Here is a 19,797-nt window from a genome sequence, read left to right as displayed (position 1 = left end):
CGGGCCCGGTCCACGAGAATGGGGCGGCACCCTGTGCGGGGGTGCCGCCCCTTCGCCTCGGGAGCGCGAAGACTGTGCTTCCCCGCTCCGTGGTGGGCACGGGTACCTTGCTGGAGGACAGGCCCGAACGGATGGTGCCCCGACGCCCTGCCGACGGCATGAGCGCGGTGGGCCCGCCGCAGTCTGGAGGGTGCGCTGGTGCTGGAGGAAGCCGAGGAGATCGGCCGTCGCGTACGCCGGGCGCGCCTGCGCCTGGGGATGCCGCAGGCGGACCTCGCCGCCGCTCTGGGGAAGACCCAGGGATGGGTGTCCAAGATGGAGCGCGGGCAGATCGAACTCGATCGCGTGGGGCTGCTCAACGCGATCGCCGCCGAACTGCACGTGCATCCCAACGACCTGATCGGACGGCCGTACACGAGCAGTCCCGCCGAGAACCAGTGGCAGGTTGCCGCAGCATCGATCATGCGGGAGCTGCGCCGCTACGACCTTGCCCCGGTATTCGACGGCACCCCTCGGCCGTCCGGCGAGCTGTGGCGGGACATGACTCGCCTGCACCGCTTGCGGGACGCGGCGGCCAACGTCGCCATCCTGCGTGTCTTGCCCGACTTGCTGCGCGAGGCCCGTGCGCTCGCCGAGGTCGCCACGGGGCACGAGCGTGAGGAGGCGTACGCGGTCTACGCGGTCGCCTGCAAGTTCGCCCACACCGCCGCGCACGCCCTCGGTCATGCCGAACTGATCGCCATGGCCGCCGAGCGCGCCGCGTGGTCCGCTCGCCTCTCCGGAGACCCCGTCATGCCCTCGCTCGCCGACTGGATGCGGGTCTGGGACATGTGGGCAACGGCGGACTGGGCCGACTCCCTCGCCCTGTCCGACAAGGCACTCGCCAGCCTCCAGGAGGATTACGACCGGGGCACCCCGCTCGCCCTGCGCATGTGGGGCTCGCTCCAGCTCCGGGCCGCCGTATCGGCGGCGCGGGCGGGACGGCCGTCCGAGGCCGACGACCGCATCGGCCACGCGCGCGCTGCCGCCGACCGCATGCGCGACTACCAGGGGCCACCGGTCTACGACCGCCACTCGGTCACCTTCTCGCCCGGCAACGTGCAGATTCACGCGATCAGCGTGGCCCTGGAGGCAGGGGAGCAGGCCAAGGCGCTCGCCATAGACCGCCGTACCAGTCCTGAGCTTGTCGCGGCACTGCCCAACTCCCGCCAAGGGCACCACCACATGGACCTTGCCCGGGCGTGGCTGTGGGACGGCAATCGGGACACGGCGCTCGCCGAGCTGGAGACCGCCGAGCGGATCGCGCCGCAGCTCGTACGCAACCACCCCATTGCCCGCTCCACGCTCCGGAGCATCGTCTACGCCGAGCGGGCCGCCACGCGCGAGAAGCTACGGCGCATGTCCGACCGCTTCCACCTGGACGGATGAGGGTCGTATTCCTCGCCCTCATATTGGGCCCCTGACGCGCTCCTAGCGTCAGGGGCATGACGCCACGACCAACACCTCATCTCCCTGCCCAGGGTGGGGAGTTAGGCACAGCGGCCCCCTTCCTGCCACGACTCGGCGACCTTGCTCGGGACACTGCCCGCGACGGACGGATCGGCGTCGTCGTCGCCCTGCCCGACGAGGAACGGCGCACCTACCACCTGCGCCCGCCGGGCGGCGGCAACGACTGGTCCGCCCCCGCCGACGGCACGACCCTGCGCCCCGTCCCCGCCCGGGTCACCCACGTCACGCCGATACGGCGAGACGCGGTCTACGACCCGCGCGCACAACAAGGCTCCCTGCCTGTTCAAGTCCACTACGAGGACGGCGGGGCCGACGAGGCCACGCTCATCCTCACCCCTGATCAGATGGAGGTCTGTGCCTACCAGGTCGGGCGCCTCATCGATCAGCGCAACGGGAGGCACGGGGCCGAGCAGTGACCGCGCACCGCGCGCCCGCACGCGTACGGCTTCGTGCGGATCCCTTGGAGCGTGCCATTGCGACGCGCGGTCCGTGCCACGACACCTGGCCGCAGTCGCGAATCACCCATCTCGTCCGTTGCACCACCAACTCAAGGAGGCAAGGAACGTGACCACCACCATTCAAGAGCGCGCCACCGTCGACGCGCGTCGGCTCATCAGCAGCGAGCTGAGGGCGACCCTCGTAGCCGCCGTGCGAGGCAAGTCTCCGGTCCTGACTGAGGAGAAGGCGGAACGGGGCGTCGGGCAGATGCTCGCGTTCGTCGCGGCCAGTGCTCGAAGCGACAAGACGCTCAGCCCCTCGCCCTTGGTGGACGACTTCTGGCACGCCTTCCTGCTGCACACCAAGGCGTACCAGGACTTCTGCGAGCAGACATTCGGCAGGTTCGTGCATCACCAACCGGGCTTCCTGGACAAGAGCGAGCACGGCGGCAAGGCGCTGCGCGAGCGCACCGTGGACGTGATCACGCTCGCCGGGTACGAACTCGACATGGAGTTCTGGCCTGAGCTGAACCTCGCGGACTGCACGCAGTGTCACGCGGGATGCAGCGACAGTCCCAACGGTCCGAAGACGGTCTGAGTCGGCACGCCCCGCGCCGGTCTCTGGTCTGTGCCACGCTGTGGCCGGACCGGAGACCGGTCTCGCTTGTCCGACGTGACCGAGGAGAACCCAGGGTGGACCGCGTCTCATGGCATGATCTGCCGGGCGCCGTGCGTCGTGCCGCCGAGCGTCACGCGGGGCAGGTCGAGCGGGCCGAGACGGCCAGTCACGGGGTGATGTCACGCCTCGCCTGCACGGTGCACGCCCGCGCTGGACGACTGTTCGTGAAGGGCACGCTGCTCGACGACCCGTCGGCGTGGGTGTACCGGCACGAGGCGCAGGTGACGCGGCACGCCCCGTTCGCTCCGCGCGTGCTCTGGGACGTCGAGACCGCCGGATGGCTGCTCGTCGGATACGAGTACGTCGACGGCCGACACCCGGACCTCTCACCCGGTTCGCCCGACGTCAGCTCGCTCGTCCGTACGCTCACCGCCGTGTCCGAGGCGTCGTGGCCCGAGACCTCGCGGAAGAAGCCGATGCACGCACGGTGGGCCGACTTCCTGCCCGACGGCGTTCCGGCCGGGCTGCAAGGGCGTTCCCTCGGCCATACGGACATGTCCCCGTTGAACATGCTGGTGACTGCCGACGGCCGTCTGAGGATGCTCGACTGGGCACTCGCCTGCCCTGCGCCCGCGTGGGCCGACACGGCGTTCGCCGTCCTGCGGCTCATCTCCTCCGGCCACGCCCCCGAACAGGCCGAGGCCGTCGCCCGGCAAGTGCCCGCGTACCGACACGCCGACCCCGTCGATGTCGGAACGTTCGCGCACACCGTGCTCGCCGCGTGGGAAGGCATGGAGCGCGCGGACCCGCTGCCGCACCGAGCCGCGCTCACAGCAGCCGCTCGGGAGTGGGCCTCCCACCGCGGGCCGATCGGGGCCTGAGCAGGAGTGGGCCGGGGCAAACACACGGCCGCAATACGCCTGTCGTAATCCCCCTGCATGGTTGATCGTTGGGCCCGGCACGTACCCGTCGATCCACGCAGGGGGACACGTCATGACCATCAACCGCAGGACACTGCTCGGCTCGGCCGCCGCGCTCGGGACGCTCACCGCGTGCGGGTCCAACACCGGGCGCGGCGGCGGCGGTTCGGGCGGCAAGGGGCCGCGGCTCTCGCACTGGTACCACCAGTACGGCGAGGCGGGCACCGAGCAGGCCGTCAAGCGGTACGCGGCCGCGTACGGGAAGGCGGACGTCGCGGTCCAGTGGCGTCCCGGCAACTACGACGAGCAGACCGCCGCCGCCCTGCTCACGAAGTCGGGGCCCGACGTCTTCGAGGTCAACGGGCCCAGCCTGGACCAGATCCGGGGCGGCCAGGTCGTGGACGTCACGGACCTGCTCGACGGGGTGAAGGACGACTTCAACCCGGTGGTGCTCGCGCCCAAGACGTACGACGGCCGGATCTGGGCGATCCCGCAGGTCGTCGACATGCAGCTGCTGTACTACCGCAAGAGCCTCCTGGCCGACGCGGGCGTCGAGCCGCCGCGCACGCTCGACGCGCTCGTCGACGCGGCGAAGGAGCTGACCGACAAGAAGACCAAGGGGCTCTTCCTCGGCAACGACGGCGGCGCGGGCGTCCTCGGCGGCACCCCCCTGTACGCGGCGGGCCTCACCCTCGTCACCGACGACGGCAAGGTCGGCTTCGACGACCCGGCCGCCGCCCGCGCGCTCGCCAAGGTGCGCGAGCTGTACCGGGCGAAGGCGCTGCTGCTCGGCGCGCCCTCCGACTGGTCGGACCCGTCGGCGTTCGTGCAGGGCCTCACCGCCATGCAGTGGTCGGGCCTGTGGGCGCTGCCCGCGGTGAAGAAGGCGCTCGGGGACGACTTCGGGGTGCTCGCGTTCCCCGCGGACGGCCCCGGCGGCAAGCCCGCCGTGCCGGTGGGCGCGTACGGCGCGGCCGTCAGCGCCCGTACGAAGCACAAGGACGCGGCCAAGGAGTACGTGAAGTGGCTGTGGGTCGACAAGACCGAGTACCAGCGGGACTTCGCGCTCGGCTACGGCTTCCACATCCCCGCCCGGCTCTCGCTTGCGAAGAAGGCCGACGCGCTCGCCAAGGGCCCCGCGGCGGACGCCGTGCGCTTCTCCACCGAGAACGGCCACGCCGAGCCGCTCCTGTGGACGCCCGCGAGCCGCGTCGCCTACCAGGACGCGCTCAGCCGCATCATCAAGTCCGGCGCGAATCCGGAGAGCGAACTGAGGTCGGTGGTGCGCAAGGTGTCGGCGGAGCTCACCCGCGTGCGGAAGAAGTCCGCGTGAGCGGCGGCCGCCCCGGCCTGGCGCGGCGGCTCGCCGGGCCGCAGAACCGCAATCTGTGGTTCTGGGTGTTCGTCGGCCCCTTCGCGCTCGGCCTGTTCGTCTTCACGTACGTCCCGCTCGGCTGGAGCGTCTACCTCAGCTTCTTCGACGCCCACAACACCGTCTCGCCCACGGAGTTCGTCGGCCTCGACAACTACACGGCGATGCTGCGGAACGACGCGTTCACCGACAGCCTGTGGACGTTCGCCGTGTTCACGGCCTTCATCGTGCCGACGACGTTCGTCCTGTCCCTGTCGCTCGCCCTGATGGTGAACCGGCTGCGCCGCGCCCAGGCGTTCTTCCGCTCGGTGTTCTTCCTTCCGGCGGCGTGCAGCTATGTCGTGGCCGCCCTGATCTGGAAGATGTCGATCTTCAACGGGGTGCGGTTCGGGCTCGCGAACACCGTGCTCGGCTGGTTCGGCGCCGACCAGACGGCCTGGCTCTCGACCACGGACCCGCCCTGGTACTGGCTGGTGATCGTCACCGTACGCCTGTGGCTCCAGGCCGGTTTCTACATGGTCCTCTTCCTCGCCGGGCTCCAGCGGATCCCGCCCACCCTGTACGAGGCGGCCGCCGTGGACGGCGCCCGGCCCGGCTGGCAGGTGCTCCGCCACATCACGCTGCCGCAGCTGCGCGCCACGTCCGTCGCCGTGGCGCTGCTCCTGGTCATCAACGCCTTCCAGGCCTTCGACGAGTTCTACAACCTGCTCTCCGACGCCCGCGGCTACCCGCCGTACGCCCGGCCGCCGCTGGTCTACCTCTACTACACGGCGCTCGGCCAGGGGCAGAACCTCGGCCTCGGCAGCGCGGGCGCGGTGCTCCTCGCCCTGATCATCGCGGTGGTGACGGTCGGGCAGGCGCGCTGGTTCGGGCTCGGCCGCAGCGACGAGAAGGGAGCCTGAGCCATGCACGACGCGTGGGTGCGCGTGGGCCGGGCGCTGCGGCTCGCCCTGCTGATCGCCCTTGCCCTGCTCTTCCTGGTCCCGTTCTACCTCCTGGTGCGCAACGGCCTCGCGTCCGAGGCCGACATCACCTCGCCGGACTGGACGTTCTTCCCGTCCACGCTGCACTTCTCGAACGTCACCGAGCTGTTCAGGGACTCGACGGTGCCCATGGCCCGCTCCCTGTTCAACTCGGCGCTCATCGCGGTCCTGACGACCCTCGGGACGCTGCTGCTCGCCTCGCTCGCGGGCTACGGCCTGGCCCGCATCCCGTACCGCTACGCCAACCACGTGTTCTACGCGATCCTCGCCACGCTGATGGTCCCGGCCGCCGTCACCTTCGTGCCGAGCTTCGTGCTCGTGTCCTCGCTCGGCTGGGTCTCCACCCTGCGCGGCCTGATCGTGCCGACGCTGTTCTCGGCCTTCGCCTGCTTCGTCTTCCGCCAGTACTTCCTGGGCTTTCCCCGGGAGCTGGAGGACGCGGCGCGCGTGGACGGGCTCGGCTACTGGCGCACGTACTGGCGCGTGGTCGTGCCGAACACGCGGCCGGTGTTCGCGGCGGTCGGGACCATCGTGTTCATCGGCGCCTGGAACTCCTTCCTGTGGCCGCTGGTGATCGGCCAGGACCGGCAGGCCTGGACGGTCCAGGTGGCGCTCGCCTCGTTCACGACCTCGCAGGTGATCCGGCTGCACGAGCTGTTCGTCGCGGCCGCGGTGTCGATCCTGCCGCTGCTCGTGGTGTTCCTGTTCTTCCAGCGGTGGATCGTGGCGGGGGTGGAGCGCTCGGGCATCGACGACTGACGCCCCGCCCCCGCCGGGGCGCTAAGCGCGTTGCTGGACGTGCCGCGCCATGACGTCGGGTGTCCGCGGCCTCGTCGTGGCTGGTCGCGCCCACGCGGCGGAGCGCATATCGACACAGCCCCGCGCCCCTACGGGGCGCTCCCCTACCGCAGCGGACTTCACCGTGCCTGCCTAGAAGGCGTTCGGCGTGGCCCCGGCGCGGCGCTGGCCGGGCGTGACGTGGCACGTCACGTCCTTGGCCGGGAGCTTGCCGGTGGCCAGGTAGCGCATGGACGGGTTCTCCGCGCACGGGTAGCGGTGGTCGCCGAAGAGGACGCCGTGGCCCTCACCCTCGTCAACGGTGATCATCCGCGAGCCCTTGAGGGCGCGGTGCATGTTCCGCGCGCCCACGAGCGGGGTCTGCGAGTCCCACTCGTTCTGCACGAGGAGCAGCGGGACGTCGTTGTCCACCTCGGTCGCGGGCTCGGCGCCCCGCGGCCAGAACGCGCACGGCACGATGCCGGAGGTGAAGTCCCCGTACAGCGGGTAGCGGGCGGTGTCGCGCACCGTGTCGCGGTAGTACGTCTCCGGGTCGCGGGGCCAGGCCGCGTCGGCGCACACCACGGCGAACTGGGAGGCGAGCTCGTTGTCCGTCACCGGCTCCTGCGGCGGGGCGGGCACGGTGGCGCCCCCGGCGGCGCGCTTCAGCTCCCGCACCAGCTCGGCCCCGCCGCGGACGCTGAAGAACTCGGGCCGGGCGATGTTCCGCACGTCGGCGCCGTCGAGCTTCTCGCCGCCGACGACGATCGGCTCGCGGTCGGCCCGCTCCACGATCTTCCAGAAGGTCCGCTGGACCTTCGCCGGGGAGGTGCCGAGGTGGTAGGTGGCGTCGCGCTCGGCGGTCCACTTCGACCAGCGCTCGAAGGCCGGTCCCACCTCCTCCGCCCAGATGCGGAACATCCCCCGCCACATCCGCTCCGGGTCGACGGCGCTGTCGATGAGCACGCGGTCCGCGCGCTTCGGGAACAGCTGGGTGTAGACGGCGCCGAGCGCGGTGCCGTAGGAGACGCCGTAGTAGGAGAGCTTCTTCTCACCCACGGCCGCGCGCAGGACGTCCATGTCGCGCGCGGTGTTGCGGGTGTTGATGTACGGCAGCACGCCGCGGTTCTTCGTCCGGCACTTGTCCGCGACCGTCCTGGCCCACTTCACGTTCCGGTCGAACTCGGCGCGCGAGCGGGTGGCGCGCGGGAAGCGCTGCTCGGCGCCGGTGAGCCCGCAGGTCAGCGGCGAGCTCTTGCCGACCCCGCGCGGGTCGAAGCCGATCAGGTCGTACTTCTCCAGGACGGCCTTCGGCAGCCCCTCGGACGCCTCCAGGGGCAGGTCGAGCCCGGGCCCGCCGGGCCCGCCCGGGTTGAAGGTCAGGACGCCGTGGCGCTTGCCGGGCTTGCTCGTCTTCACCCGGGAGACCGCGACCTTGAGGGTCTTGCCCTTCGGCGCGCTGTAGTCGAGCGGCACTGTGAGCGTCGCGCACTGGAACTTCGCGGGCTTGTCGGCCGCGCATCTCTTCCAGGTGAGCTTCTGCTGGGTGTACCGCGTGAGGTCGCGCGCCCCGGCGTCGTCGGGCGCGGCCGCCGCCGGGCCCGCGGCCAGGGAGGGCGCGAGGGTCGCCGTCAGGCCGAGCGCGAGCAGCGGCACGACGAGTCGTCTCGGTGCGGAGTGGGCCACGTGGAGCTCCCTTCGGTTCGTGTGGACGTACCGCACTGTGGGACGCGAACGCGGGCACATCGCCTCCGCCCGCCACGCCCGGAACGCGCCAAAGGTGGCGTGAACGCGGCCAACCGGTGCGGGTAAGCGGTCAACCGGTGCGGGAAAGCGGCGGCGGGCCCTCCGATAAGCTGTCCGCTTTCCCCCTGGAAGGGTGCGCACGTGGAGTTCCGGCTGCTCGGAGCGGTGTCCGTCGGCACCGAGGCCGGTGAGCTGCACCTCGGTCCCGCCAAGCGGCGCAGCCTCCTCGCCGCCCTGCTGCTGCGGCCCAACCGCCCCGTTCCGGTGGAGCAGCTGACCGCCACGCTGTGGGAGGACGAGCCGCCGCCGCGCGCCCGCAGCGTCATCCAGGGCCATGTGTCGCGGCTGCGGAGCCTGCTGGCCGACGCGGGCGCCGAGGTGTTCGGGGTCGAGCTGGTCACGCGGGGCGCGGCGTACCTCCTGCGGATGCCGGAGTCACTGCTCGACGCCCACCGCTTCGAGGAGCTGGTGACGCTGGCCCGCGAGCAGCGCGCGCCCGGCGACGCCGTGGCCATGTACGAGGAGGCCCTGTCCCTGTGGCAGGGGCCCGCGCTGACCGGCGCCTACCCGAGCCCGCCGCTGCTCGCCGCCGCGCACGCCCTGGAGGAGCTCCGGCTCGCCTCCGTGGAACTGCTCGCCGCGGCCTACGCGCGCCAGGGCGAGCACCACCGGGCGGCGGCCGTCCTTCGCGCGGAGGCCGAGGCCCATCCGCTGCGCGAGTCCCTCGCGGCCGCGCTGATGCGGGCGCTCCAGCGGGCGGGGCGGCGCTCGGAGGCGCTCGACTGGTTCCACCGCACCCGGCGGCTGCTCGCGGACGAACTGGGCGTGGACCCGGGCCGGGAGCTCGCGGACGCGTACGCGGCGGCGCTGCGCGGCGCGGACGACGAGGCGGACGCCCCGGCCGCAGGGGCCACCCCGGTCGCGGAAGCCGCCCCGGCCGCGGGGGCCACCCCAGCCGCAGGAGCCGCCCCGGCCGCGCCCGTCGCCGCCGCCCCGCTTCCCGCCCCGCTCGCGCCCACGCCTCCTAGGCCCGCCGCCACCGTCGACCTGCTGCCCCGGATGCCCCGCGGCTTCCACGGGCGCGCCGCCGAACTCACCGCGCTGTCCCGCGCCGCCGCGGGCGAGGCGCCCGTGTGCCTGGTGACCGGGCCCGCGGGCGTGGGCAAGACGGCGCTCGCCGTGCACTGGGCACACCGCGAGCGCGCCGCCTTCCCCGGCGGTCTGCTCTACGCCGACCTGCGCGGCTTCAGCGACACGGGCGATCTGGACCACCTGGAGGTGCTGCGCGAGTTCCTGCTCGCGCTCGGGGTCGGGCCGCGCCGGATACCGGAGTCGGCGGGCGGCGCCTCCGCCCTGTACCGCTCGCTCGCCGCCGACCGGCAGCTCCTCGTCGTCCTCGACAACGCGCGCGACTCCGCCCAGGTCAGGGAGTTGCTGCCGGGAGGCGCCCGGTGCGTCACGGTGGTCACGAGCCGGTACCGCCTGCGCGGCCTGATCGCCTCGGACGCGGCCCGGCCCGTGCCGGTGGACGTCCTCGAACCGGACGACGGCACGGCCCTGCTCGCCGCGGTCCTCGGCGAGGAGCGGGTGCGCGCCGAGGCGGTGGCCGCCCGGCGCCTCGCCGAGCTGTGCGGCGGACTCCCGCTCGCGCTGCGGGTGGCCGCGGCGCGCCTCGCGGACCAGCCGGACTGGTCGCTCGGCGCGATGAGCGCCGAACTGTCCGACGAGTCGCGCCGTCTTTCCCTGCTCGACGTGGAGGACACGGGCGTACGGGCGGCCCTTCGGCTCACCGTGCGCCGCCTGCCCGCGGACGTCGCGCACCACTTCGCCCATCTGGGCCGCCACCCGGGCACGCACGTCGACCGGTTCACGGCCGCCGCCCTCGCGGGCACCGACCCACAGGCGGCCGAGGCCGCCCTGGAGCGGCTCGCCGCGGCCCACCTCGTCACCCGCTCCGCGCCGGGGCGCTGGTCGCTGCACGACCTCGTGCGCCTCTACGCGCGCGGCCTGGACGCCGGGCCCGACGCGGTGCCCCGGGTGCTCGACCACCACATCGCCACCGCCCTCGCCGCGATCGCCGCGGCCGAGCCCGGCGAGGAGGCCTGCTTCGATCTGCCCGAGGACTTCCACCGGCCGCCCGCCGTAAGGGAGTTCGGCAGCCGCGAGGAGGCCATGGCCTGGTACGCGGCCGAGCGCGACGATCTGACCCTGGCGGTGGGCGCGGCCCGCGCCGCCGCCCTGCACGGCAGGACCTGGCGGCTCGTGCTCGCGCTGTGGCCGCACATCGTGTGGCGGCACCGGGACGGCTGGGCACCGCTCCTCCAGACCGCGCTCGACGCCGCCCGGGCCGACGCGGACGTGCGGGCCGAGGCGCGGGTGCGGGCCCTGCTCGGCTGGGTCCTCGCCGAGGAGGGCCGCACCGGCGACGCCCTGGCCCATCTGGAGGCCGCGACCGAGCTGGCCGCGCGCGCCGAGGACGTGCCCGGGGAGGCGACGGCACTCATCAACCTGTCCCTCGTCCAGGCCGCCCTCGGCGACCCCGAGGAGGCGGCGGAGGGCTGTCTGCGGGCCGTCGCCCTCGCGCGCCAGGCCGCCGACCGGCACACCGAACGGCTCGCCCTGCACCACCTGGCCCGGCACCGCCTGGTCCTCCAGGAGTGGCGGGCGGCCCTCGACACGGCCACCGCCGCGCTCGCCGTCGACCTCTCCCCGCAGACGTCGGCGGCGTCCCGGGTGCTGCTCCTCACCACGGCGGGGGAGGCCCTGATCGGCCTCGGCGACGAGGGCGAGGGGGTGAGCCGCCTGGAGACCGCGGCCCACGAAGCGGAAGCGTCCGGTTTCGACGAGGGCGCGGTCGGGGCGCTCGGCGCGCTGCTGCGCGTCTCCGCGGACGTGGGCCTGAGGGCCCGCTACGACACAGCGGTGATGCGGCTCAGAGCGCAGCCCTGAGGACGGCACGGCGGCTGCGGGCGGCACGTCAGCGGGACATCAGCCGGGCGTAAGCGGAACGCCAGCGGAGGCGGCGAGAGTAGGGCTCACAGCGGGGGCGACCCCGCAAGGACCGCACCGACCAGCACCACCGCACAGGGGGACCTTCCATGCGTACGTCGCGCATCCGCACCACCGCTCTCGCCGCCACGGCCACCGCCGCTCTGGCCCTGACCCTGACCGCCTGCGGCAGCTCCGACGACAACGGCGCCGCGAAGAACCGGGTGAGCACGGTCGGCAAGACCGCGGACACGTCCGGCAAGTCCGAGGGCACGTCCGGCAAGTCCGGGGGCACGGACGCGGCGGGCACGGACGCGAAGACCGGCGGGCAGGCCGCGGCGGGCGGCGGGCAGGCCGGTCCTTCCGGCACCGCGTCGGCTTCGGTCGCGAAGGGCTCCGGCGCCGCCGTCGGCGCCGCGCGCTCCGCCTCCGTGCGGCAGTGCGACGGCACCGAGATGTCGTACTCCGTGCTCCACCGCTTCGCGAAGCAGCGCGGCGAGCACCTGCTGATCACCGCCGTGAACGCCGACAGCAAGCCGTGCTGGGTCACCTCGTACCCGTCGGTGATGCTCGGGAACACCGTGAACGTCCTCGGCCACTCCGCCAAGGACGCCCCCGGCGGCACCGCCCGCGTCACGGTCAAGCCCGGCGGCAAGGTCTACTCCGCCGTGAACCTCTTCGCCGACGGCCCGCGGTCCCACACCTCGTCGAGCCTGTCCCTGGCGCTGCGCGACGGCAGCGGCGACACCGGCCCCGGCACCGGCCAGGAGGCCTTCGACGCCAAGGGCGTGCCGTCGAAGTTCACCTGGTCCAGCGCGGACGTCACCAACTGGAACACGACCAAGCCGTACGGCTTCTGAGACCTGCCCGGACACCCCCCAGTCCCGGGCGGCCCGGTAGGGCGGCACCCTCCTACAGGGTGCCGCCCTACTTGCGTGCCGCCAGGCGGAAGCGGAGGCGGCAGATGACCGCGTCCGTGTCGCGGCGGACGGCGTGGGCGAGGACGGCGCCGCGCTGGTTCTGGAGCAGCCGCTGCCACAGGTGCGCGGGCTCGACCTCGGGGATGAGGACGGTGACCCGGGTGCCGGGGTGGTACTGGTACACCCTGCGGACGTAACTGGCGACGGGCCGCCCGACCGTGCGCGCGGCCGAGGGGAGTTCGACCAGGTCGACGCCCGGGTTCCACAGCTCCCAGTCGCGCCGCAGCGCCGCCGTGGCCGCGCGGTCCTCGGGGTCGTCGTGCGTGACGGTGACGGCGCGGACCTCGTCGCCCAGGGACACGGCGGCGTTGAGCGCCTCGCAGGTGAGCCGGGACAGGCCGGACACGGGCACGATCACCAGGGAGTGGTCACGGTGCGGCGGCTCGGGGACGCGGCCGAGGCCGAGGTCCTCGCCGATGCGCCCGTACGCCCGGTGCACGACCTCGAAGCCGCACACGATCGCGGGCAGCGCGAGCACGATCAGCCAGGCGCCCTCGGTGAACTTGGTGGCGGTCACGACGACCGCGGAGACGCCGGTGAGGACCGCGCCGAAGCCGTTCAGGAACGCCTTGGCGGGCTTGCCCGCCGCGCGCCAGTGGAGCACCATGCCGGTCTGGCAGAGCGTGAAGCCGACGAAGACGCCGATGGCGAAGAGCGGCACGAGGGTGTTGGTGTCGCCGCCGGAGAAGACCAGGAGGGCCGCGCCCGCGACGGCGAGCGCGAGCACGCCGTGGCGGTGGACCTGCCGGTCGGCCTTGAGGGCGAACACGTGCGGCAGGTAGTTGTCCCTGGCCAGCAGGCTCATCAGGACGGGCAGGCCGCCGAAGGAGGTGTTCGCGGACAGGGCGAGCAGGATCATGGTGGCGAACTGCACCACGTAGAAGGCCCAGTTGTGCCCGAGGGACGCGTCCGTGAGCTGCGCGAGCACGGTGACGCCCTCGACGGGCTGGAGCCCGAAGCGGGAGATCAGGACGGACAGGCCGATCAGCATCACGCCGAGGAGCGCGCCGAGCGCGACCTCCGCGTGCTGGGCCCGCTTGACGCGCGGGGAGCGGAAGGACGGCACCGCGTTGGCTATCGCCTCGACGCCGGTGAGGGCGGAGCAGCCGGACGCGAAGGCCTTGAGCAGGAGCAGCGCGCCGACCGTGGTGGCGTTGTCGGCGAGGGCGGAGGCGTGGCCCGCGGCCGCCTCGGTGGAGACCGGCCCGTCGCGGAACAGGCCGACGGCGACCATGGTGAGGATCGCGCCCACGAACACGGCGGTCGGCACGATGAACACCCGCGCCGAGTCGACGATGCCGCGCAGGTTCACCGCGGTGATCAGGACGAGGACGCCCAGGCACAGCCACAGCCGCTCGCCGTACAGGCCGGGGAAGGCGGAGGTCAGGGCGGCCACACCGGCGGTCACGGCCACGGCCACGTTCAGGACGTAGTCGAGGACGAGGGACGCGGCCGCGACCAGGCCCGCGCGGCGGCCCAGATGGGTCTTCGCGGCCGCGTAGGAGCCGCCGCCGTCGGGGAAGGCGGCGATGACCTGCCGGTAGGAGGCGACGAGGACGGCGAGCAGAGCGGCGATCGCGCACGTCACGGGCAGCGTGAAGCCGAGGCCGTAGCCCCCGGCGGCGGCGAGGACGAGCACGATGGCCTCGGGCCCGTAGGCCACGGAGGCCATGGCGTCCAGGGAGAGGGCGGCGAGGCCCTGGAGCGCGGTGAGACGGTGACGGTCGCCCGGGTCCGGGACGCCGGAACCGGTATCGGGGGGCTCCTCGATGGCCGGGGCGCCGGGGCGCTCGGAGACGGTCGTCATGGTGTGTGCCTTTCGAACGGGGTGGCCAAGAACGCGGCTGAGCTCAGCGTCAGCGCGCCGACCTGCCCCGGCGCCTCTTCTTGGCGGCTCCTTTGCGGAGGCGAGCGGCTTCTTGACGACTTGTTAAGGAGGGCTGTCAGCTTCGCGTCAAGGTGTGGCATGAATGTGTATGCGGTCCGTCAACAGCAGGTCCGGGCCCATGGGGCCGCTCTACGGTGCGGCTCATGGGACTTGACTGGAGGGCGCGGGCCGCGGCGCACCGCGGCGCCGTCCGCGGGGGGACGCGCGAGCACCGGATGCCGACCCGCGACGAGGTGGTGACCGACCGGCGCTGGGGAGCCGACCTGCGGGCCGCCGTCTTCTGTTCGCTGGCCCTGCTCGCCCTGATCGTCCTCGTCGACCTGGCCGCGGGCACGCTGAGCGCGCTCCGCCTCGCCCTGTGGGCGCTGCTCGCGGTGCTCCTGTACGTGATCCTGCACCCGGCGCGGGTCACGGCGGGCCCCGGCTGGCTCGCGGTGCGCGGCCCGCTGCGGCAGCGGCACGTGTGCACGAACCTGCTGACCAGCGTCCACGTCAGCCGGACCGTCGCCGCGCGGCTCGTCCTGTGCGATTCGCTCGGCCACCGCGTGGAGTTCGACCCGAGGGTCCTGGCCGAGAACCCGCTGCTGCTGCACCGCCTGGATGCGGGGGCTCATACCGCCAGGGCCTGCGGACTGCTGCGCTGCGGCGCGGCCGAACTCGACCGGCTCGTGGCGGGCTTGGACGGCGGGCGCGCGAAGGCGGTGTTCAAGGCGTCCGGGATGTGTTGACGCGTCGGCGGGGTGCGGTGTCTTGTCTGTGGCTGGTCGCGCCCGCGCGGCGGAGCCGCTTGTCGACACAGCCCCGCGCCCCTACGGGGCGCTGGCGTACCGCACGCCGGTCAGTTCCTCCGACGCCTGCCACAGGCGTACGGCGGCCCGGTCGTCGCGGGTCCACTTCGCGCGCAGGGACGGCGCGGGGGAGCCGCGCCAGTTGAGCAGGCGGGGCCCGGTGAAGGAGTCCGGGCGCACGCCGGGCGCCGTGGCCGCGTACAGGATGGGGAGCGCCCCGGCCTCCGCGGGCTGGGCGATCAAGCGGTTGCCGAGCGCCATGACCGCTTCCACGCCCTTGCGGCCCTCCATCCTCGCCCCGGCGGCCTGGAGGTTCGTCGCCGCGTAGCCGGGGTGGGCGGCGGCCGCGACGACGTCCGCGCCCGCGCTTCGCAGGCGGCGGGCCAGCTCGTGCGTGAACAGCAGGTTCGCGGATTTGGAGCGCGCGTACACGAGCCACCGGCGGTAGTGGTGCTCGCTGTTGAGGTCGCGCGGGTCCACGGTGGCGAGCAGGTGGAGCATGCTGGACACGGTGACGACCCGGGCGCCCGGGGTGGCGAGGAGCGCGGGCAGGAGCAGCCCGGTCAGCGCGAAGTGCCCCAGGTGGTTGACGCCGAACTGCGTCTCGAACCCGTCGGCGGTGCGGCGCTGCGGCAGGGCCATCACGCCCGCGTTGTTGACGAGCAGGTCGAGCCGCCCGCCGCGCTCGCGGTCGTGGCGCCGCGCGAACTCCCGTACGGAGCCGAGGTCCCCGAGGTCGAGCGGCCACACCTCCGCGGCGGCGGACGGCACCTCGGCGGCGAGCCGCTCCAGAGCGGCCGCACCGCGCGCCTCGCTCCGGCACGCGAACACCACCCGGGCACCACGCCGCGCCAACTCCCGCGCCGTGCAGTACCCGAGCCCACTGTTGGCCCCAGTGACCACGACGTCGCGCCCACTCAGCTCAGGCATGTCGGCAACGGTCCATCCCATGACCGCGAGCGTACGCGCGAACACGAGAACGGACGAGGGCAATCAAGCCCGTCCGGCGTTTGAGGACGAGGCCGAAGGCCGATGGACCCGCACAGGACGCCCACGTCAGGAAGAGGCTCCGCCGTCCACGACAAGATCCGCGCCCACCACCGACGCCGCGTCATCCGACGCGAGGTACAGCACGGCGGCAGCGATCTCCGCGGTGTCCACGACACGCCCGAGCGGCGACTCGCCGCGCATGCGCGCAGCGCGCCCCGCCTCGGTCTCGCCGGGCCGCAGCGACATGGAGGTCGCGGACGCGCCGGGCGACACGGCGTTGATGCGCACCCCGTCCTGGATGTGGTCCAGGGCGGCCGCGCGCGTCAGCGCGGACACCGCGGCCTTGGAGGCGACGTACCCGGCGATGCCCGGGCGGCGCTTGTGGGCGCCGAGGTTGGAGGCGATGTTCACGATGGCGCCGCCGCCCGCCTGGGCGCGCATCTGGCGCACCTGGGCCTGGAGGGCGAACAGCACGCCGCTGACGTTGACGTCGAGCAGCGTGCGCCAGTCGTCCTCGGAGAGCTCGGCGACGGGGGCGCCGCCCTTGAAGACGCCCGCGTTGTTCACCGCCACGTCGAGCGAGCCGAAGCGGTCGACGGCGGCCCGCACCAGGGCCTGGACCTCGGCGGCGCGCGTGACGTCGGCGACGTGCGCGAGCCCCGTGCCGCCCGCCTCCTCGATGAGCGCGACCGTCTCCTTGAGCGGGGCCTCGGAGCGCCCGGCGACGACGACGTTCGCGCCCTCGGCGGCGAGGGCGAGCGCGACGGCGCGGCCGAGTCCGGAGCCGCCGCCGGTGACGAGGGCGGTGCGGCCGGTGAAGCGGTTGCGGGGGGTGACGGGCATGGCGGACTCCTACGGAAGGCGGGCGCGGCGGGCCCGGCCCCCATTCTGGACCGAGCGATCCAATACTAGGCTCCGAGCCGCGCCGCGTACACCCCCACCCGGACGTCGTCATCGTCCAGGCACTGCCCCGTCGCCAGGTCGAAGCGCTGCTTCAGCAGGGGCGAGGCCACATAGACCCGGCCGTCCGCCGAGCCGAGCAGGCCGCGCGAGAGCACGGCCGCGCCGGAGAACGGGTCGCGGTTGTCGATGGCGTACACGCGGCCGTACCGGTCGAGGAACACCGCAGCCTGCCGCCGCCCGTCGGGCAGCAGGACGGCCACCCCGCGCCCGGGCGTGAGGAGGGACGCGGCGCACACGGTCAGCCACCCCTCGTCGAACCGCAGTTGGACGCTCGTACCGGTTGCCGTCGTCACGCGGAGGTTCCTTCCAGGTCGGTGGCCCGGCGGGTGCCGATGGCCAGCAGGGGCAGGTCCGGCTTGATCTGCTCGCGCTCCGGGACGAAGGCCACCGTCGGGTCGGGGGCCCCGGGCGCGTTCACGAACGACACGAAGCGCGCGAGGCGTTCGGGGTCGTCGAGGGTCGCCGCCCACTCGTCGCGGTAGTGGCCCACGTGCTCGGCCATCAGCGCCTCCAGCTCCGCGCCCAGGCCGAGCGAGTCGTGGACGACGACGTCCCGTACGTGCTCGACGCCGCCCTCGATCCGCTCCAGCCACGTCGAGGTGCGCTCCAGGCGGTCCGCCGTACGGATGTAGAACATCAGGAACCGGTCGATCAGGCGCACCAGTTCGCCGTCGTCCAGGTCCTGGGCGAGCAGGTCGCCGTGGCGCGGGGTCGCGCCGCCGTTCCCGCCGACGTACAGGTTCCAGCCGCCCGACGTGGCGATCACGCCGAAGTCCTTCGAGCGGGCCTCCGCGCACTCGCGCGCGCAGCCCGACACGGCCGACTTCAGCTTGTGCGGCGCGCGCAGGCCCCGGTAGCGCAGCTCCAGGTCGACGGCCATGCGCACCGAGTCCTGCACGCCGTAGCGGCACCAGGTCCAGCCGACGCAGGACTTCACCGTGCGCAGCGCCTTGCCGTACGCGTGCCCGGACTCGAAGCCCGCCGCCACGAGCCGCGCCCAGATCGGCGGCAGCTGCTCGACGCGCGCCCCGAACAGATCGATGCGCTGCCCGCCCGTGATCTTCGTGTAGAGGCCGAAGTCCCGGGCCACCTCGCCGATCACGATGAGCTTCTCCGGGCTGATCTCACCGCCGGGCACGCGCGGCACGACCGAGTAGGAGCCGTTCTTCTGGAGGTTGGCGAGGAAGTGGTCGTTGGTGTCCTGGAGCGCCGCCTGCTCGCCGTCCAGGACGTAGCCGTCCGCGCCGATCGCGGGCGCGAGCGAGGCGATGATCGAGCCGACGGCGGGCTTGCACGTCTCGCAGCCCTCGCCGCCGCGCGCGCCCTCCCGGCCGTGGGTGTCGAGCAGCTCCGCGTACGACGTCACGCGGCGGACCCGGACGATCTCGTACAGCTCGGCGCGGGTGTGCGGGAAGCAGCCGCACAGCCCCTCGTCGCCCGACTCCGGCAGGAGCTGCCCGACGAGCTTCACGCAACTGCCGCAGCCTGTACCGGCCTTGGTGCACTTCTTCACCTCCGGCAGCGTCGCGCAGGCCTGGATCGCGGCCTTCGTGACGTTGTGGCAGGTGCAGATCACCGCGTCGCCGGGCAGCGCCTCGGGGCCGAGCGCCTTCGCCGCGCCCGCGCCCGCGGGAAGCACCAGCTGCTCGGCGGGGACCGGCGGCACCTGCCCGGTCAGCGCCCGCAGCGTGCCGTACGCCGCCGCGTCGCCGACGAGGACGCCGCCGAGCAGCTCCCCGCCCGCGCCGACGACCAGCTTCTTGTACGTGCCCGAGCGCGAGTCGGAGTAGACGACGTCGAGGCAGCCGTCGGCGGCCCCGTGCGCGTCGCCGAACGACGCGACGTCCACGCCGAGCAGCTTCAGCTTCGTGGACAGGTCGGCGCCGGTGAACGCCTGCCCCGTGCCGGAGGCGATGGCCTCCGCGGCCGTGCGCGCCATCTCGTAGCCGGGCGCGACCAGGCCGTACACGCGCCCGTCGACGGCCTGCGCGCACTCGCCGATCGCGTACACCGCCGGGTCGCCGGTGCGGCACTGGCCGTCGACGGTGACCCCGCCGCGCTCGCCCACCGGCAGGCCGCAGTCGCGGGCCAGCTGGTCGCGGGGGCGGACGCCCGCGGAGAACACCACCATCTCGGTGGCGAGCTGAGAGCCGTCGGACAGGCGCATCGCCGCCACGGCGCCCTCCTCGGAGGCGACGATCTCCTGCGTGCCGACGCCCGTGTGCACGCTCAGGCCGCGCCCGGTCAGGGTGCGCAGGAGCGCGGCGCCGCCGCCCTCGTCCACCTGGGCGGGCATCAGGCGGGGCGCGAACTCCACGATGTGCGTGGCGAGTCCGAGCCCTTGCAGCGCGCCCGCCGCCTCCAGGCCGAGCAGGCCGCCGCCGACCACCGCGCCCGTCGTGGCGTGCTTCGTCGCGTACTCCTCGATGGCGAGGACGTCCTCGATGGTGCGGTAGACGAAACAGCCCGTGGCGTCCCTGCCGGGCACCGGCGGCACGAACGGGTACGAGCCGGTGGCCAGCACGAGCGTGTCGTACGCGACCGTGAACCCGGAGCGCGCGGTGACCGTGCGCGCCTGCCGGTCGATCCGCTCGACCGGGTCGTCCACGCGCAGCTCGATGCCGTGCCGGGTGAGGAACTCCTGGTCGGTGAGGGAGAGTTCGTCGGGCGTGCGGCCCTCGAAGTACGAGGTGAGCCGGACGCGGTCGTAGGCGGGGCGCGGCTCCTCGCACAGGACGACCACGCGGTGCGTGGCGGTGGCCCCGCGCTCGGCCAGCTCCTCCAGGAAGCGCTGGCCGACCATGCCGTGGCCGACGAGGACAAGGGTGGGCGGCATG

At 73.4% G+C, this 19,797-nt stretch carries 16 protein-coding genes; 10 read left to right on the top strand and 6 right to left on the bottom strand.

Annotation, left to right across the window (positions count from 1 at the left end):
- Positions 1-198 precede the first annotated feature (198 nt).
- The 7 genes from ACIG3E_RS07280 to ACIG3E_RS07250 all read left to right on the top strand — a co-directional run bounded on the left by ACIG3E_RS07280 (position 199) and on the right by ACIG3E_RS07250 (position 6,599).
- Entirely contained in the window at positions 199-1,428 is a 1,230-nt protein-coding gene (locus ACIG3E_RS07280; protein ID WP_399612371.1) for a helix-turn-helix domain-containing protein, read from the top strand.
- Between the two features lie 56 nt (positions 1,429-1,484).
- Positions 1,485-1,925 carry a hypothetical protein gene (locus ACIG3E_RS07275; protein ID WP_399612368.1) on the top strand — a complete coding sequence of 147 codons (441 nt, stop codon included), beginning with the start codon at positions 1,485-1,487 and terminating at the stop codon, positions 1,923-1,925.
- A gap of 148 nt (positions 1,926-2,073) precedes the next feature.
- Entirely contained in the window at positions 2,074-2,544 is a 471-nt protein-coding gene (locus ACIG3E_RS07270; protein ID WP_399612366.1) for a glycine-rich domain-containing protein, read from the top strand.
- Positions 2,545-2,639: 95 nt separating this feature from the next.
- Complete coding sequence (locus ACIG3E_RS07265) at positions 2,640-3,446, top strand: phosphotransferase (RefSeq protein ID WP_399612364.1); 807 nt, start codon at positions 2,640-2,642, stop codon at positions 3,444-3,446.
- Positions 3,447-3,558: 112 nt separating this feature from the next.
- The gene (locus ACIG3E_RS07260) at positions 3,559-4,818 is read left to right on the top strand and encodes an ABC transporter substrate-binding protein (protein WP_399612363.1); all 1,260 of its coding nucleotides are present in this window, start codon (positions 3,559-3,561) and stop codon (positions 4,816-4,818) included.
- Positions 4,815-5,759 (top strand): carbohydrate ABC transporter permease, encoded by a 945-nt coding sequence (locus ACIG3E_RS07255; protein ID WP_399612360.1) that lies wholly within the window; start codon positions 4,815-4,817, stop codon positions 5,757-5,759. The genes ACIG3E_RS07260 and ACIG3E_RS07255 overlap by 4 nt, the downstream gene beginning before the upstream one ends.
- Before the next feature lie 3 nt (positions 5,760-5,762).
- Positions 5,763-6,599 carry a carbohydrate ABC transporter permease gene (locus ACIG3E_RS07250; RefSeq protein WP_399612357.1) on the top strand — a complete coding sequence of 279 codons (837 nt, stop codon included), beginning with the start codon at positions 5,763-5,765 and terminating at the stop codon, positions 6,597-6,599.
- A 171-nt stretch (positions 6,600-6,770) separates the two neighbouring features.
- Here the strand turns inward: ACIG3E_RS07250 and ACIG3E_RS07245 are convergent, their stop codons facing one another.
- Positions 6,771-8,267 (bottom strand): alpha/beta hydrolase, encoded by a 1,497-nt coding sequence (locus tag ACIG3E_RS07245; RefSeq protein WP_399613487.1) that lies wholly within the window; start codon positions 8,265-8,267, stop codon positions 6,771-6,773.
- Between the two features lie 237 nt (positions 8,268-8,504).
- Here ACIG3E_RS07245 and ACIG3E_RS07240 point away from each other — a divergent pair, with 237 nt between their 5' ends.
- Together ACIG3E_RS07240 and ACIG3E_RS07235 are read left to right on the top strand one after the other, a co-directional pair.
- Complete coding sequence (locus ACIG3E_RS07240; protein WP_399612356.1) at positions 8,505-11,312, top strand: BTAD domain-containing putative transcriptional regulator; 2,808 nt, start codon at positions 8,505-8,507, stop codon at positions 11,310-11,312.
- A 149-nt stretch (positions 11,313-11,461) separates the two neighbouring features.
- Positions 11,462-12,211: a DUF4232 domain-containing protein gene (locus tag ACIG3E_RS07235; protein ID WP_399612354.1), complete on the top strand. Its 750-nt coding sequence runs from the start codon at positions 11,462-11,464 to the stop codon at positions 12,209-12,211.
- Between the two features lie 67 nt (positions 12,212-12,278).
- On the opposite strand, the gene ACIG3E_RS07230 is transcribed toward ACIG3E_RS07235, so the two are convergent.
- A complete protein-coding gene (locus ACIG3E_RS07230) occupies positions 12,279-14,138 on the bottom strand; it encodes an APC family permease (protein WP_399612351.1) in 1,860 nt (619 codons plus the stop codon).
- A gap of 224 nt (positions 14,139-14,362) precedes the next feature.
- Between ACIG3E_RS07230 and ACIG3E_RS07225 the strand changes: the two genes are divergently transcribed.
- Entirely contained in the window at positions 14,363-14,947 is a 585-nt protein-coding gene (locus tag ACIG3E_RS07225) for a hypothetical protein (protein ID WP_399612349.1), read from the top strand.
- 81 nt (positions 14,948-15,028) lie between these two features.
- Here the strand turns inward: ACIG3E_RS07225 and ACIG3E_RS07220 are convergent, their stop codons facing one another.
- The 4 genes from ACIG3E_RS07220 to nirB form a co-directional block, all read right to left on the bottom strand.
- Positions 15,029-15,958 (bottom strand): oxidoreductase, encoded by a 930-nt coding sequence (locus ACIG3E_RS07220; protein ID WP_399612346.1) that lies wholly within the window; start codon positions 15,956-15,958, stop codon positions 15,029-15,031.
- Positions 15,959-16,063: 105 nt separating this feature from the next.
- On the bottom strand, positions 16,064-16,840 hold the full coding sequence (locus tag ACIG3E_RS07215; protein ID WP_399612342.1) for an SDR family NAD(P)-dependent oxidoreductase: 777 nt from the start codon (positions 16,838-16,840) through the stop codon (positions 16,064-16,066).
- A gap of 65 nt (positions 16,841-16,905) precedes the next feature.
- Positions 16,906-17,253 carry a nitrite reductase small subunit NirD gene (nirD, locus tag ACIG3E_RS07210; protein ID WP_399612341.1) on the bottom strand — a complete coding sequence of 116 codons (348 nt, stop codon included), beginning with the start codon at positions 17,251-17,253 and terminating at the stop codon, positions 16,906-16,908.
- Complete coding sequence (gene nirB, locus ACIG3E_RS07205; RefSeq protein WP_399612339.1) at positions 17,250-19,796, bottom strand: nitrite reductase large subunit NirB; 2,547 nt, start codon at positions 19,794-19,796, stop codon at positions 17,250-17,252. Before nirB ends, nirD begins: the two co-directional genes overlap by 4 nt.
- Position 19,797: the final 1 nt, after the last annotated feature.

The sequence above is a fragment of the Streptomyces sp. NPDC053474 genome (assembly GCF_044544845.1).
Taxonomy (GTDB): Bacteria; Actinomycetota; Actinomycetes; order Streptomycetales; family Streptomycetaceae; genus Streptomyces.
This window is presented reverse-complemented; position numbering and strand designations above follow the sequence as displayed.

Excerpts from the sequence above, each read along its gene's own strand:
- ACIG3E_RS07260 (WP_399612363.1), top strand. The coding sequence starts at position 3,559 with ATGACCATCAACCGCAGGACACTGCTCGGCTCGGCCGCCGCGCTCGGG.
- ACIG3E_RS07250 (WP_399612357.1), top strand. The coding sequence starts at position 5,763 with ATGCACGACGCGTGGGTGCGCGTGGGCCGGGCGCTGCGGCTCGCCCTG.
- ACIG3E_RS07235 (WP_399612354.1), top strand. The coding sequence starts at position 11,462 with ATGCGTACGTCGCGCATCCGCACCACCGCTCTCGCCGCCACGGCCACC.
- ACIG3E_RS07275 (WP_399612368.1), top strand. The coding sequence starts at position 1,485 with ATGACGCCACGACCAACACCTCATCTCCCTGCCCAGGGTGGGGAGTTA.
- ACIG3E_RS07230 (WP_399612351.1), bottom strand. The coding sequence starts at position 14,138 with ATGACGACCGTCTCCGAGCGCCCCGGCGCCCCGGCCATCGAGGAGCCC.
- ACIG3E_RS07225 (WP_399612349.1), top strand. The coding sequence starts at position 14,363 with ATGGGACTTGACTGGAGGGCGCGGGCCGCGGCGCACCGCGGCGCCGTC.
- ACIG3E_RS07220 (WP_399612346.1), bottom strand. The coding sequence starts at position 15,958 with ATGGGATGGACCGTTGCCGACATGCCTGAGCTGAGTGGGCGCGACGTC.
- ACIG3E_RS07215 (WP_399612342.1), bottom strand. The coding sequence starts at position 16,840 with ATGCCCGTCACCCCCCGCAACCGCTTCACCGGCCGCACCGCCCTCGTC.
- nirB (WP_399612339.1), bottom strand. The coding sequence starts at position 19,796 with ATGCCGCCCACCCTTGTCCTCGTCGGCCACGGCATGGTCGGCCAGCGC.